The organism is Cognatiluteimonas sedimenti (assembly GCF_022808325.1).
In the GTDB taxonomy this organism is placed as follows: Bacteria; Pseudomonadota; Gammaproteobacteria; order Xanthomonadales; family Xanthomonadaceae; genus Cognatiluteimonas; species Cognatiluteimonas sedimenti.
In genome coordinates this window covers 1,072,554-1,087,108 of sequence record NZ_JALGCL010000001.1, presented here as the reverse complement: position 1 = coordinate 1,087,108, position 14,555 = coordinate 1,072,554, and the positions used below count along the sequence as shown (strand labels likewise).

Annotated in this window: 9 protein-coding genes, 4 tRNA genes and 1 pseudogene; all 14 read left to right on the top strand. The window is 66.4% G+C overall.

Translation table 11 applies throughout. From position 1 onward, the window contains the following. Positions 1-125 precede the first annotated feature (125 nt). Positions 126-211 (top strand) — tRNA-Tyr (locus tag MQC88_RS05210). A gap of 30 nt (positions 212-241) precedes the next feature. Beyond that, positions 242-315, top strand: a tRNA-Gly gene (locus tag MQC88_RS05205). Between the two features lie 31 nt (positions 316-346). Next, positions 347-422 (top strand) — tRNA-Thr (locus tag MQC88_RS05200). Between the two features lie 26 nt (positions 423-448). Beyond that, positions 449-1,639, top strand: coding sequence for an elongation factor Tu (tuf, locus tag MQC88_RS05195; RefSeq protein ID WP_243319635.1), 1,191 nt, complete (start codon positions 449-451; stop codon positions 1,637-1,639). A 136-nt stretch (positions 1,640-1,775) separates the two neighbouring features. After that, positions 1,776-1,851, top strand: a tRNA-Trp gene (locus MQC88_RS05190). 49 nt (positions 1,852-1,900) lie between these two features. Continuing rightward, complete coding sequence (gene secE, locus MQC88_RS05185; protein WP_243319654.1) at positions 1,901-2,284, top strand: preprotein translocase subunit SecE; 384 nt, start codon at positions 1,901-1,903, stop codon at positions 2,282-2,284. A gap of 31 nt (positions 2,285-2,315) precedes the next feature. Further along, positions 2,316-2,939 (top strand): transcription termination/antitermination protein NusG, encoded by a 624-nt coding sequence (gene nusG, locus MQC88_RS05180; protein ID WP_243319652.1) that lies wholly within the window; start codon positions 2,316-2,318, stop codon positions 2,937-2,939. Between the two features lie 94 nt (positions 2,940-3,033). After that, positions 3,034-3,462 carry a 50S ribosomal protein L11 gene (gene rplK, locus MQC88_RS05175; RefSeq protein ID WP_243319650.1) on the top strand — a complete coding sequence of 143 codons (429 nt, stop codon included), beginning with the start codon at positions 3,034-3,036 and terminating at the stop codon, positions 3,460-3,462. A 4-nt stretch (positions 3,463-3,466) separates the two neighbouring features. Further along, positions 3,467-4,159, top strand: coding sequence for a 50S ribosomal protein L1 (gene rplA / locus MQC88_RS05170; RefSeq protein ID WP_243319649.1), 693 nt, complete (start codon positions 3,467-3,469; stop codon positions 4,157-4,159). Between the two features lie 362 nt (positions 4,160-4,521). Beyond that, positions 4,522-5,052: a 50S ribosomal protein L10 gene (gene rplJ, locus MQC88_RS05165; RefSeq protein WP_243319647.1), complete on the top strand. Its 531-nt coding sequence runs from the start codon at positions 4,522-4,524 to the stop codon at positions 5,050-5,052. Positions 5,053-5,104: 52 nt separating this feature from the next. Continuing rightward, the gene (gene rplL, locus MQC88_RS05160; RefSeq protein WP_243319645.1) at positions 5,105-5,473 is read left to right on the top strand and encodes a 50S ribosomal protein L7/L12; all 369 of its coding nucleotides are present in this window, start codon (positions 5,105-5,107) and stop codon (positions 5,471-5,473) included. A 269-nt stretch (positions 5,474-5,742) separates the two neighbouring features. After that, complete coding sequence (rpoB, locus tag MQC88_RS05155; protein ID WP_243319642.1) at positions 5,743-9,924, top strand: DNA-directed RNA polymerase subunit beta; 4,182 nt, start codon at positions 5,743-5,745, stop codon at positions 9,922-9,924. A 55-nt stretch (positions 9,925-9,979) separates the two neighbouring features. Next, positions 9,980-14,200, top strand: a complete 4,221-nt coding sequence (gene rpoC, locus MQC88_RS05150) for a DNA-directed RNA polymerase subunit beta' (RefSeq protein WP_243319640.1) — start codon at positions 9,980-9,982, stop codon at positions 14,198-14,200. Positions 14,201-14,477: 277 nt separating this feature from the next. Beyond that, positions 14,478-14,555, top strand: a pseudogene (gene rpsL / locus MQC88_RS05145) (30S ribosomal protein S12); the annotation flags it as partial.

Here is a 14,555-nt window from a genome sequence, read left to right as displayed (position 1 = left end):
CGTGACGTGGAATCGGGTGGCGGCAGTGCCCGATGCGGCCTCCGTACCCGGTCCGGCCGTTGACACTCCCCGGCCATGGCGTCAAAATCGCGGGCTGTTTCACGATATAGCTGCATTGAACGACCGGAGGGATACCCAAGCGGCCAACGGGGGCAGACTGTAAATCTGCTGGCTTACGCCTTCGGTGGTTCGAATCCACCTCCCTCCACCAGTTTTTCCTGCAGATCCAGAGTGACCCGTCGCGGGAGTAGTTCAACGGTAGAACCTCAGCCTTCCAAGCTGATGGTGCGGGTTCGATTCCCGTCTCCCGCTCCATTGAACTCCACGCGACAACCAACAGCTCCATGCTCACGTAGCTCAGTCGGTAGAGCACCTCCTTGGTAAGGAGGAGGTCGATGGTTCGATTCCATTCGTGAGCACCACACACAACCGTTAGCGAGACGCAGCCATGGCAAAGGGTAAATTCGAGCGCACCAAGCCCCACGTGAACGTGGGCACGATCGGCCACGTGGACCACGGCAAGACGACGCTGACGGCGGCGCTGACGAAGGTGGGCGCGGAGCGTTTCGGTGGCGAGTTCAAGGCCTACGACGCGATCGACGCGGCGCCGGAGGAGAAGGCGCGCGGGATCACGATCTCGACGGCGCACGTGGAATACGAGTCCCCGACGCGCCACTACGCGCACGTGGATTGCCCGGGCCACGCCGACTACGTGAAGAACATGATCACGGGTGCGGCGCAGATGGACGGCGCGATCCTGGTGTGCTCGGCCGCGGACGGCCCGATGCCGCAGACGCGCGAGCACATCCTGCTGGCGCGCCAGGTGGGCGTGCCGTACATCGTGGTCTACCTGAACAAGGCGGACATGGTGGACGACGCCGAGCTGATGGAGCTGGTGGAGATGGAAGTCCGCGAGCTGCTCTCCAAGTACGAGTTCCCGGGCGACGACACCCCGATCATCAAGGGTTCGGCGCTGAAGGCGCTGGAAGGCGACCAGTCGGAGATCGGCGTGCCGTCGATCGTGGCGTTGGTGGAAGCGCTGGACACGTACATCCCGGAGCCCGAGCGTGACATCGACAAGCCGTTCCTGATGCCGGTCGAGGACGTGTTCTCGATCTCGGGCCGCGGCACGGTGGTGACCGGGCGCATCGAGCGCGGGATCATCAAGGTGGGCGACGAGATCGAGATCGTGGGCATCCGCCCGACGCAGAAGACGACGGTCACCGGCGTGGAGATGTTCCGCAAGCTGCTGGACCAGGGCCAGGCGGGCGACAACGCGGGCCTGCTGCTGCGCGGCACCAAGCGCGACGACGTGGAGCGCGGCCAGGTGCTGGCCAAGCCGGGTTCGATCACCCCGCACACGGAGTTCGAGGCCGAGGTGTACGTCCTGTCCAAGGACGAGGGTGGCCGCCACACGCCGTTCTTCAAGGGTTACCGCCCGCAGTTCTACTTCCGGACCACGGACATCACCGGCGCGTGCGAGCTGCCGGAGGGCGTGGAGATGGTGATGCCGGGCGACAACGTGAAGATGAAGGTGACGTTGATCAACCCGGTGGCGATGGACGAAGGCCTGCGCTTCGCGATCCGCGAGGGCGGCCGCACCGTCGGCGCCGGCGTGGTGGCCAAGATCATCAAGTGATCCCGGGTCCGGCGCCCGGCGCCGGAACGATCCCGCAACGTCCCGGTCTGATGGCCGGGCGTGCCGGAACAACGAGAAAAACGGCAGGGCGGCGCAGGCCGCCGTTGCCTTTTTCGGAAAGACGCAAAAAAACGATACGCCAGTAGCTCAATTGGCAGAGCAGCGGTCTCCAAAACCGCAGGTTGGGGGTTCGAGTCCCTCCTGGCGTGCCACCCGACCGCCGTGCGGTCGCAGACGAAAGCAGTTGCCGACAAGAGCCGGATGAACAGCAAGGTCGAACAATCCAAAGTCGCCGCGACCCCGGGCGACCTGATGAAGTACGCGCTGGCGGTCGCACTGGTGGTGGCGGGCCTGTTCGTGTGGTTCTACTTCGACGGGCAATGGCCCGACGTCGCCCGCGTGCTGTCGGTGATCGGCGGCGTGGTCGGCGGCGTGGTCGTGTTCCTGACCAGCCACAAGGGCGTGCAGACCCGCGAATTCCTGTCGGAATCGCGTTTCGAGCTGCGCAAGGTGGTGTGGCCGACGCGCCAGGAAGCGACGCGTTCGACCTGGATCGTGATCGCGGTGGTGGTCCTGATCAGCCTGGTGCTGGCCTTCTTCGACGTGATCGTGCAGTTCGCGGTGAAGTGGTTCCTGGCACGTTGACGGATGCACTGACAGCTGGAGCAGCAGGTTGATGGAAACGCAAGACAACAATACGGGTATCAATGCCGCGGAGGCCGACGTCAACAAGCCTGACGCCAACAAGCGCTGGTACGTCGTGCATGCCTATTCGGGCTTCGAGAAGTCGGTGGCCCAGGCGCTGCGCGACCGCATCGCGCGCATGGGCATGGAGGATCGCTTCGGCGACGTCATGGTCCCGACCGAGGAAGTGGTGGAAATGCGCGCCGGCCAGAAGCGCCGGTCCGAGCGCAAGTTCTTCCCCGGCTACGTGCTGGTGCAGATCGTCACCCACGACGAGGGCGGCATCCCCCGCATCGACAGCGAGAGCTGGCACCTGATCAAGGAAACGCCGAAGGTCATGGGCTTCATCGGCGGCACCGCCGACAAGCCGCTGCCGATCCGCGACGACGAGGCCGCGGCGATCCTGGACCGGGTCCAGGAAGGCGTCGAGAAGCCGCGGCCGAAGGTGCTGTTCGAGGCCGGGCAGATGGTTCGCGTGGTCGACGGCCCGTTCAACGACTTCAATGGCGTGGTCGAGGAAGTCAACTACGAAAAGAGCCGCCTGCGGGTGGCGGTGCTGATCTTCGGGCGCTCGACGCCCGTGGAGCTGGAGTTCGGCCAGGTCGAGAAGGCCTGACCGACGGAGCAATGGATTTCGTCGCTGCGAGTGGTTCGCAGCGGCAAGCAAGCGAGGAGCCGCAAGGCGCTTGCACTCGCAGGAGTAGAGAGCAATGGCAAAGAAAGTCGTCGGTTACATCAAGTTGCAGGTCAAGGCCGGCCAGGCCAATCCGTCGCCGCCCGTGGGCCCCGCCCTCGGCCAGCGCGGCCTCAACATCATGGAGTTCTGCAAGGCGTTCAACGCCGCCACGCAGAAGCTGGAGCCGGGCCTGCCGACTCCGGTGATCATCACCGCGTATTCGGACCGCACCTTCACCTTCATCACCAAGAGCACGCCGGCCACGGTGCTGCTGAAGAAGGCGGCGGGCATCTCCTCCGGATCCAAGCGCCCGAACACCGAGAAGGTGGGCAAGGTCACCCGCAAGCAGCTCGAGGACATCGCCAAGGCGAAGGAACCCGACCTGACCGCGGCCGACCTGGACGCGGCGGTGAAGACGATCGCGGGCTCGGCCCGCTCCATGGGTTTGACGGTGGAGGGCTGAAGACATGACGACCAAGCGAATCAAGGCCCAGACCAAGGTCGAGCCGGGCAAGGCCTACGCCATCGATGAGGCGTTGAAGATCGTCCAGGGCAACAGCAAGGCGAAGTTCGTCGAAGCCGTCGACGTCGCCGTGCGCCTGGGCGTGGACGCCAAGAAGTCCGACCAGCAGGTGCGCGGCTCGACCGTGCTGCCCGCCGGCACCGGCAAGTCGGTGCGCGTGGCGGTGTTCGCCCCGGCGGGCGCCAAGGCCGACGAGGCCCGCGCCGCCGGCGCCGAAGCCGTCGGCATGGACGACCTCGCCGAGGCGATGCAGGCCGGCGACATGAACTACGACGTGGTCATCGCCACGCCGGACGCGATGCGCGTGGTCGGCAAGCTCGGCCAGCTGCTCGGCCCGCGCGGCCTGATGCCCAACCCCAAGGTCGGCACCGTGTCGCCGAACCCGGCCGAGGCGGTGAAGAACGCCAAGGGTGGCCAGGTCCGCTACCGCACCGACAAGGCCGGCATCATCCACTGCACCATCGGCAAGGCCGACTTCGAGGCCGGCAAGCTGAAGGACAACCTGCAGGCGCTGCTGCTGGACCTGATCAAGGCCAAGCCGTCGAGCGCCAAGGGCCAGTACCTGCAGAAGATCTCGCTGAGCTCGACCATGGGCCCAGGCGTGATCGTCGACCAGTCGACCCTGACGCTGAAGTGATGCAACGGCGCGCTTGCGCCGGATTCGGAAGGTGGCGGTACATCGCCACCGGCAACAGGTTTTGAGGGCATCGCGATGGAGTCCATCCCGCCGCGATCGCCGTCAAAGACCGCAGGTGCGGTCAGCGCGCAATGACGACGGGCAAGGAAGCTCGCCACGGCAGGGAGTCGTCGTCATCGCCAGCGGGACCGCTTAATCGGAGCTCCCCGGAGCAACGGCCTGCGTAGATGGTGCCGCCCCCTCTGGAAATTTTCTGGAAGGGCCACCACCGGGGCGCGCGAGCGCCCTCGGCGCCACGGATGGCGTCGCCCAGGACCGCAAGCGGCAGGAGCCGCGAGCGGAGTTCACTAGGAGGAGTGCTAATGGCTCTCAATCTGTCCCAAAAGCAGGAAGTCGTCGCCGAACTGGCCGACGTCGCCGCCAAGGCCCACTCCCTGATCGCAGCCGAGTACGCGGGCACCACCGTCAGCCAGATGACGGCGATGCGCAAGAAGGCCCGCGAAACCGGCGTGTACTTGCGAGTCGTCAAGAACACGCTGGCGTCGCGCGCCGTGGCAGGCACCGAGTTCGAGGTCGTCAAGGACTCGCTCGTCGGCCCGCTGCTGTACGCGTTCTCGACCGAGGAACCCGGCGCCGCCGGGCGCCTGATCAAGGAGTTCGCCAAGGGTAACGACAAGCTCCAGGCCAAGGTCGTCGCCGTGGGTGGCCAGCTGTATCCGGCCAGCCATGTCGAAGTGCTGGCCTCGCTGCCGACCCTCGACCAGGCCCTGGCCATGCTGGCCCGCGTGCTGGCCGAGCCGGCGACGATGTTCGCCCGCGCGGTCAAGGCCGTGGCCGACCAGCAGGGCGGTGGCGAGGAAGTCGCCGCCGAAGCCCAGGCCGAGCCGGCCTGAGCCTGACGATCGAATCGCTTCAATCCGAAAACATTTTCCAGAGGTAAACACAATGTCCCTTTCCAACGAACAGATCGTCGACGCGATCGCCGGCAAGACCCTGATGGAAGTGATGGAGCTGGTGAAGGCCATCGAAGACAAGTTCGGCGTCTCCGCCGCCGCCCCGGTCGTCGCTGCCGGCCCGGCCGCCGCCGCCGCCGTGGTCGAGGAGCAGACCGAGTTCAGCGTCATCCTGAAGTCGGCCGGCGACAAGAAGGTCGAGGTCATCAAGGCCGTCCGCGCCATCACCGGCCTGGGCCTGAAGGAAGCCAAGGACCTCACCGAGGCCGGTGGCGCCGTGAAGGAAGGCGTGTCGAAGGACGACGCCGCGAAGATGAAGAAGGACCTCGAGGCCGCCGGCGCGACCGTCGAAGTCAAGTAAGCGCTACTTGCATCGCCGGCCACATGGCGATGCACGGAGGCTGGGGGCGCAAGCCCCCGGCCTTTGGCCGTTGTAAGGCGATGCGGCGAGCCAACCGAGTTGGCAGTTGGAAGTAGCGGGAGAAGGCGTGCTGGTGCCGGCAATACCAGCGACTTCCAACTGGCAATTTTCCGATCCGAAAAGTTTGTTCCCCGGGACCGCGGACGCGCGGTCCACCAGCAGCCGCCCCCCGCGGCTCCTGCGCAAACAGCAACCGAGGCGGTAAACACATGACCACGGCTTCCACGACAGCATCCAAGTCGCAGTATTCGTTCACCGAGAAGAAGCGCATCCGCAAGGACTTCGGCAAGAGCCGTTCGATCCTCGAGGTGCCGTTCCTGCTCGCGATCCAGGTCGATTCCTACCGCGAGTTCCTGCAGGAGCACGTCGAGCCGGCGCAGCGCGCCGATCGCGGCCTGCACGCGGCGTTGAAGTCGGTGTTCCCGATCGTCAGCTACAACGGCTACGCGGCGCTGGAATACGTGGGCTACAAGCTCGGCGAACCCGGCTTCGACGAGCGTGAGTGCCGCAACCGCGGCCTCAGCTACGGCGCCCCCCTGCGCGTGACCGTGCGCCTGGTGATCTACGACCGCGAGTCGTCGAGCAAGGCCATCAAGTACGTGAAGGAGCAGGAGGTCTACATGGGCGAGATCCCGCTCATGACCGACAACGGCACCTTCATCGTCAACGGCACCGAGCGCGTCATCGTCTCGCAGCTGCACCGTTCGCCGGGCGTGTTCTTCGACCACGACCGCGGCAAGACCCATTCCTCGGGCAAGCTGCTGTACAGCGCCCGCATCATCCCCTACCGCGGCTCCTGGCTGGACTTCGAGTTCGACCCGAAGGACGCGCTGTTCACCCGCATCGACCGCCGCCGCAAGCTGCCGGTCAGCGTGCTGCTGCGCGCGCTCGGCTACTCCAACGAGGAGATGCTGAACGAGTTCTTCGAGATCAACACCTTCCACATCGACCCGAAGGAAGGCGTGCAGCTGGAGCTGGTGCCCGAGCGCCTGCGCGGCGAGACCCTGAACTTCGACCTGGCCGACGGCGACAAGGTCATCGTCGAGGCGGGCAAGCGCATCACCGCGCGCCACATCAAGCAGCTGGAACAGGCCGGCGTCGCCGCGCTGGCGGTGCCGGACGAATACCTCGTCGGCCGCATCCTGTCGCATGACGTCATCGACGCCGGCACCGGCGAGCTGCTGGCCAGCGCCAACGACGAAATCGGCGAAGACCACCTGGCCGCGTTCCGCAAGGCCGGGATCGACGCCGTCGGCACGCTCTGGGTCAACGACCTGGACCGCGGCGCGTACATGTCCAACACCCTGCGCATCGACTCGACCAAGACCCAGCTCGAGGCCCTGGTCGAGATCTACCGGATGATGCGTCCCGGCGAGCCGCCGACCAAGGACGCCGCGCAGAACCTGTTCCACAACCTGTTCTTCACCTTCGAGCGCTACGACCTCTCGGCCGTGGGCCGGATGAAGTTCAACCGCCGCATCGGCCGCAAGGAAGTCACCGGCGCCTCGGTGCTGTACGACGCCAAGTACTACGCCGAGCGCAAGGACGACGAATCCGTGCGCCTGCGCGGCGAACTCGGCAACACGTCCGACATCCTCGACGTGATCAAGGTCCTGACCGAGATCCGCAACGGCCGCGGCACGGTGGACGACATCGACCACCTCGGCAACCGCCGCGTGCGCAGCGTCGGCGAGATGGCCGAGAACGTGTTCCGCGTCGGCCTGGTGCGCGTGGAGCGCGCCGTGCGCGAGCGCCTGACCATGGCCGAGGCCGATGGCCTGACCCCGCAGGAGCTGATCAACGCCAAGCCGGTCGCGGCGGCGGTCAAGGAGTTCTTCGGTTCGTCGCAGCTGTCGCAGTTCATGGACCAGAACAACCCGCTGTCCGAGGTCACCCACAAGCGCCGCGTCTCGGCCCTGGGGCCGGGCGGCCTGACCCGCGAGCGCGCCGGCTTCGAGGTGCGCGACGTGCACCCGACCCATTACGGCCGCGTCTGCACCATCGAGACCCCGGAAGGCCCGAACATCGGCCTGATCAACTCGCTGGCCGTGTTCGCGCGCACCAACAAATACGGCTTCCTGGAGACGCCGTACCGCAAGGTCATCGACGGTAAGGTCACCGACGAGGTCGAGTTCCTCTCGGCGATCGAGGAGAACGAGTACGTCATTGCCCAGGCCAATGCGGCGCAGGACGACAAGGGCCGGCTGTCGGCCCAGTTCGTCGCCTGCCGCTACCAGGGCGAGAACCTGCTCAAGCCGCCGAGCGAGATCGACTTCATGGACGTCTCGCCGATGCAGACCGTGTCGGTCGCAGCGGCGTTGGTGCCGTTCCTGGAGCACGACGACGCCAACCGCGCGCTGATGGGCGCGAACATGCAACGCCAGGCGGTACCGACGCTGCGGTCGCAGAAGCCGCTGGTCGGCACCGGCATCGAGCGCGCCGTGGCGCGCGACTCGGGCGTGACGGTGAACGCGCGCCGCGGCGGCACGATCGAGCAGATCGACGCCGCGCGCATCGTGGTCAAGGTCAACGAGGAGGAGATCTCCGGCGATACCGATGCCGGCGTCGACATCTATACCCTGATCAAGTACACGCGTTCCAACCAGAACACCTGCATCAACCAGACCCCGCTGGTCAACGTGGGCGACGTGGTCGCGCGTGGCGACGTGCTGGCCGACGGCCCCTCGACCGACATCGGCGAGTTGGCGCTGGGCCAGAACATGCTGGTCGCGTTCATGCCGTGGAACGGCTACAACTTCGAGGACTCGATCCTGCTTTCCGAGCGCGTGGTCGAGCAGGATCGCTACACCACGATCCACATCGAGGAACTGACCGTCCAGGCCCGCGACACCAAGCTCGGGCCGGAGGAAATCTCCGCCGACATCCCGAACGTGTCCGAGCAGGCCCTGAACCGCCTCGACGAGTCCGGCGTGGTCTACATCGGCGCCGAAGTGCGCGCCGGCGACATCCTGGTCGGCAAGGTCACGCCCAAGGGCGAGAGCCAGCTGACCCCGGAAGAGAAGCTGTTGCGCGCGATCTTCGGCGAGAAGGCCTCGGACGTGAAGGACAGCTCGCTGCGCGTGCCCCCGGGCATGGACGGCGTGGTCATCGACGTGCAGGTGTTCACCCGCGACGGCATCGAGAAGGACAAGCGCGCGCGCCAGATCGAGGAATCCGAGATCAAGCGCGTCAAGAAGGACTTCGACGACCAGTTCCGGATCCTCGAGGGCGCGATCTACGCGCGCCTGCGCGGGCAGTTGCTGGGCAAGGTCGCCAATGGCGGCCCGGGCCTGAAGAAGGGCGATACGGTCTCGTCGCTGGTGCTCGACGGGCTGAAGAAGTCCGACTGGTTCCAGCTGCGGATGAAGGACGACGACGCTATCGAGGCGATCGAGCGCGCGCAGAAGCAGATCGAGGCGCACGAGAAGGAATTCGAGAAGCGCTTCCAGGACAAGCGCGGCAAGATCACCCAGGGCGACGACCTCGCTCCGGGCGTGCTGAAGATGGTCAAGGTCTACCTGGCGGTGAAGCGCCGGATCCAGCCCGGCGACAAGATGGCTGGCCGCCACGGCAACAAGGGCGTGGTCTCCACCATCGTGCCGGTGCAGGACATGCCGTACATGGCCGACGGCCAGACCGTCGACATCGTGCTGAACCCGCTGGGCGTGCCGAGCCGCATGAACATCGGCCAGATCCTGGAGGTGCACCTGGGCTGGGCCGCCAAGGGCCTGGGCCAGAAGATCGACCGCATGCTCCAGGCGCAGGCCAAGGTCGCCGAGCTGCGCAAGTTCCTGGACGAGATCTACAACCACGACCATGCGACCCAGGAACAGCGCGTCGACCTCAAGCAGTTCAGCGATGCCGAACTGCTGTTGCTGGCGCAGAACCTGACCGACGGCGTGCCGATGGCGACGCCGGTGTTCGACGGCGCCTCCGAGGCCGAGATCAAGAAGATGCTCGCGCTCGCCGACCTGCCGCTCAGCGGCCAGACCGTGCTGCACGACGGCCGCACCGGCGAGGCGTTCGAACGCGAGGTCACCGTCGGCTACATGCACATGCTGAAGCTGAATCACCTGGTCGACGACAAGATGCACGCGCGTTCGACCGGCCCGTACTCGCTCGTCACCCAGCAGCCGCTGGGCGGCAAGGCGCAGTTCGGCGGCCAGCGCTTCGGCGAGATGGAAGTCTGGGCGCTGGAAGCCTACGGCGCGGCCTACACCCTGCAGGAAATGCTGACGGTGAAGTCCGACGACGTGCAGGGCCGCAACCAGATGTACAAGAACATCGTCGACGGCGAACACGAGATGGTCGCGGGCATGCCCGAGTCCTTCAACGTGCTGGTCAAGGAAATCCGCTCGCTGGCGATCAACATGGAACTCGAGGAGCACTGAGAAACGGCGCTTTGAACCAGTCCCGAATCTCGACTCCCGAATCCCGGAGATACACATGAAAGACCTACTGAACCTCTTCAACCAGCAGCGCCCGACGCTGGACTTCGACGCGATCAAGATCGCGCTCGCTTCGCCGGACCTGATCCGCTCGTGGTCCTTCGGCGAGGTGAAGAAGCCGGAGACGATCAACTACCGCACCTTCAAGCCCGAGCGCGACGGCCTGTTCTGCGCCGCCATCTTCGGCCCGATCAAGGACTACGAGTGCCTGTGCGGCAAGTACAAGCGCATGAAGCACCGCGGCGTGGTCTGCGAGAAGTGCGGCACCGAGGTGACCCTGGCCAAGGTGCGCCGCGAGCGCATGGGCCACATCGACCTGGCCAGCCCGGTCGCGCACATCTGGTTCCTGAAGTCGCTGCCCTCGCGCATCGGCCTGATGCTGGACATGACCCTGCGCGACATCGAGCGGATCCTGTACTTCGAGGCCTACGTGGTCACCGAGCCGGGCCTGACCCCGATGGAGCGCGGCCAGCTGCTCAACGAAGAGCAGTTCATGCAGATGCGCCAGGAGCACGGCGACGACTTCGATGCCGCGATGGGCGCCGAGGCGGTGTTCGAGCTGCTGCGCACGATCGACCTGCAGGCGCAGATGGTGCAGCTGCGCGAGGATATCGCCGCCACCGGCTCGGAGACCAAGCTCAAGCGCCTGACCAAGCGCATCAAGCTGGTCGAGGCGTTCCTGGAGTCCGGCAACCGCCCCGAGTGGATGGTGATGACCGTGCTGCCGGTGCTGCCGCCGGACCTGCGCCCGCTGGTGCCGCTGGACGGCGGCCGCTTCGCGACCTCCGACCTCAACGACCTGTACCGCCGCGTCATCAACCGCAACAACCGCCTGCGTCGCCTGCTGGAGCTCAACGCGCCCGACATCATCGTGCGCAACGAGAAGCGCATGCTGCAGGAGTCGGTCGACGCGCTGATGGACAACGGCCGCCGCGGCCGCGCCATCACCGGCACCAACAAGCGCCCGCTGAAGTCGCTGGCCGACATGATCAAGGGCAAGCAGGGCCGCTTCCGCCAGAACCTGCTGGGCAAGCGCGTCGACTATTCGGGCCGCTCGGTCATCGTGGTCGGCCCGTACCTCAAGCTGCACCAGTGCGGCCTGCCGAAGAAGATGGCGCTGGAGCTGTTCAAGCCCTTCATCTTCGCCAAGCTGCAGCGCCGCGGCCTCGCCACCACCATCAAGGCGGCGAAGAAGCTCGTCGAGCGCGAAGAGGCCGAGGTGTGGGACATCCTCGAGGAAGTCATCCGCGAGCATCCGGTGCTGCTGAACCGCGCGCCGACCCTGCACCGGCTGGGCATCCAGGCGTTCGAGCCGGTGCTGATCGAGGGCAAGGCAATCCAGCTGCACCCGCTGGTCTGCACCGCGTTCAACGCCGACTTCGACGGCGACCAGATGGCCGTGCACGTCCCGCTGAGCCTGGAGGCCCAGCTGGAAGCGCGCGCGCTGATGATGGCGTCCAACAACATCCTGTCGCCGGCCAACGGCGAGCCGATCATCGTGCCGTCGCAGGACGTGGTGCTTGGCCTGTACTACATGACCCGCGCGCTGGAGAACACCCCGGGCGAGGGCATGGCGCTGGCCAACATCGCCGAGGTCAAGCGCGCCTACGACAACCGCGTCGCCGGCCTGCACGCCAAGGTCAAGGTGCGCATCGCCGAGACCGTGGTCGCCGATGACGGCAGCCGCTCGCAGAAGACCTCGATCGTGGACACCACGATCGGGCGCGCGCTGCTGGCCGAGATCCTGCCCGACGGCCTGCCGTTCGCGCTGGTCAACACCGAGCTGACCAAGAAGAACATCAGCCGCCTGATCAACACCTGCTACCGCATGCTCGGCCTGAAGGACACGGTCGTGTTCGCCGACAAGCTGATGTACACCGGCTTCGCGTACGCCACGCGCGCCGGCGTCTCGATCGGCATCGACGACATGATCATCCCGGGCGAGAAGAAGGGGATCCTCGACGAGGCCGAGTCCGAGGTGCTGGAAATCCAGCAGCAGTACCAGTCGGGCCTGGTCACCGCCGGCGAGCGCTACAACAAGGTGGTCGACATCTGGTCGCGCACCAACGAGCGCGTCGCCAAGGCGATGATGGAAGCGATCGGCACCGAGACCGTGACCAACGCCAAGGGCGAGAAGGTCGCGCAGAAGTCGATGAACTCGGTCTACATCATGGCCGACTCCGGAGCCCGCGGTTCGCAGGCCCAGATCCGCCAGCTGGCCGGCATGCGCGGCCTGATGGCCAAGCCGGACGGCTCGATCATCGAGACCCCGATCACCTCGAACTTCCGCGAGGGCCTGAACGTCCAGCAGTACTTCATCTCGACCCACGGCGCCCGCAAGGGCCTGGCGGACACCGCGCTGAAGACCGCGAACTCGGGTTACCTGACCCGCCGCCTGGTCGACGTCGCCCAGGACGTGGTCATCACCGAGACCGATTGCGGCACCATGGACGGCCTCACCATGACCCCGATCGTGGAAGGCGGCGACGTGGTCGAGCCGTTGCGCGACCGCGTGCTCGGCCGGATCGTGGCCGAGGACGTGTTCCTGCCGGGCGACGACGTCGATCCGGTGGTGACCCGGAACACGCTGCTCGACGAAGCCTGGGTCGCCAGGCTCGAGGACGTCGGCGTGCAGTCGATCAAGGTGCGTTCCACGATCACCTGCGAAAGCGCCTTCGGCGTGTGCGCGCACTGCTATGGCCGCGACCTCGGCCGTGGCCACACCGTCAACCACGGCGAGGCCGTGGGCGTGGTGGCCGCGCAGTCGATCGGCGAACCCGGGACCCAGCTGACGATGCGGACCTTCCACATCGGCGGCGCGGCCTCGCGTGCGGCGGCGATCGACAACGTCACCGTCAAGACCACCGGTTCGGTCAAGTTCAACAACCTCAAGCACGTGCAGCACGCCAGCGGTAGCCTGGTCGCCGTTTCGCGCTCGGGCGAACTGTCGGTGCTCGACACCCACGGCCGCGAGCGCGAGCGCTACAAGCTGCCCTACGGCGCCACCATCACCGTCAAGGACGGTGCCGCGATCAAGGCCGGGCAGACGGTCGCCAACTGGGATCCGCACAACCACCCGATCGTGTCGGAAGTGGCGGGCTTCATCCGCTTCGTCGACTTCATCGACGGCGTCACGGTCATCGAGAAGACCGACGAGCTGACCGGCCTGGCCTCGCGCGAGATCACCGACCCCAAGCGTCGCGGCAGCCAGGGCAAGGACCTGCGCCCGATCGTGCGCATCGTCGACAAGAAGGGCGATGACCTCAACATCCCGGGCACCGACCTGCCGGCGCAGTACCTGCTGCCGCCGCGCTCGATCGTCAACCTGCAGGACGGGGCGGCGGTCGGCGTCGGCGACGTTGTCGCCAAGATCCCGCAGGAAGCCTCCAAGACCCGCGACATCACCGGCGGCCTGCCGCGCGTGGCCGACCTGTTCGAAGCCCGCAAGCCGAAGGAAGCTGCGGTGCTGGCCGAAGTGTCGGGCATCGTTTCGTTCGGCAAGGACACCAAGGGCAAGCAGCGCCTGATCATCAAGGACGCCGACGGCAACGAGCACGAGGAGCTGATCCCGAAGTACCGCCAGATCATCGTGTTCGAAGGCGAGCACGTGGAGAAGGGCGAGACCGTGGTGGACGGCGAGCCGACCCCGCAGGACATCCTGCGCCTGCTCGGCGTGGAGCCGCTGGCGGTGTACCTGACCAAGGAAATCCAGGACGTCTATCGCCTGCAGGGCGTGAAGATCAACGACAAGCACATCGAGGTGATCGTCCGCCAGATGCTGCGCAAGGTCGAGATCACCGACCAGGGCGACAGCAAGTTCCTGCATGGCGAGCAGGCCGAGCGCCAGCGCGTGATCGAGGAGAACGCCCGGTTGCTGGCCAAGGGCGAGCTGCCGGCGAAGTTCGAGCCGGTGCTGCTGGGCATCACCAAGGCCTCGCTGGCGACCGAGTCGTTCATCTCCGCGGCCTCGTTCCAGGAGACCACCCGCGTGCTGACCGAGGCGGCCGTCCGCGGCACCCGCGACAACCTGCGCGGGCTGAAGGAGAACGTGATCGTCGGCCGCCTGATCCCGGCCGGCACCGGCCTGGCCTACCACGCCCAGCGCCGCAAGAACGCGTCGGGCCTGACCGAGTCGGAGATGGAAGCCCTGTCCGGCACGGTCACGGCCGATGCCGAACCCGAACCGGTCCCGGCTGGCGACGAAGCCGACGCCGGCTGATAGAATGGCGTCGTCGGCGGCCCCGGCCTGCAAGCCGGGCCGCCACCAGAACCCGAAATGAGGCGCAGGAAGCGCCTCGTCTTCGGCCCAGGGAAGGGCGGGGAACAAGGGAAATCCGGAGTGGCCATGGGCCGCTCCCGGGGATTTCCGGCGATAGGCTGCGTTTGACGCTTGCGTCGAGCGCGGGCTATACTTTTTCGTCTAAGCAGGCCGGGTTCGGCCTGCTTCGTTTTCACCCGGCGGGCCCTGCCTGCTCCCATCGAGCTCCGAGCAACGAATGGCAACGATCAACCAGCTGGTGCGCAAGCCGCGCAACCCCGAGACCTACAAGAGCACTTCGCCGGCCCTGGCGAAC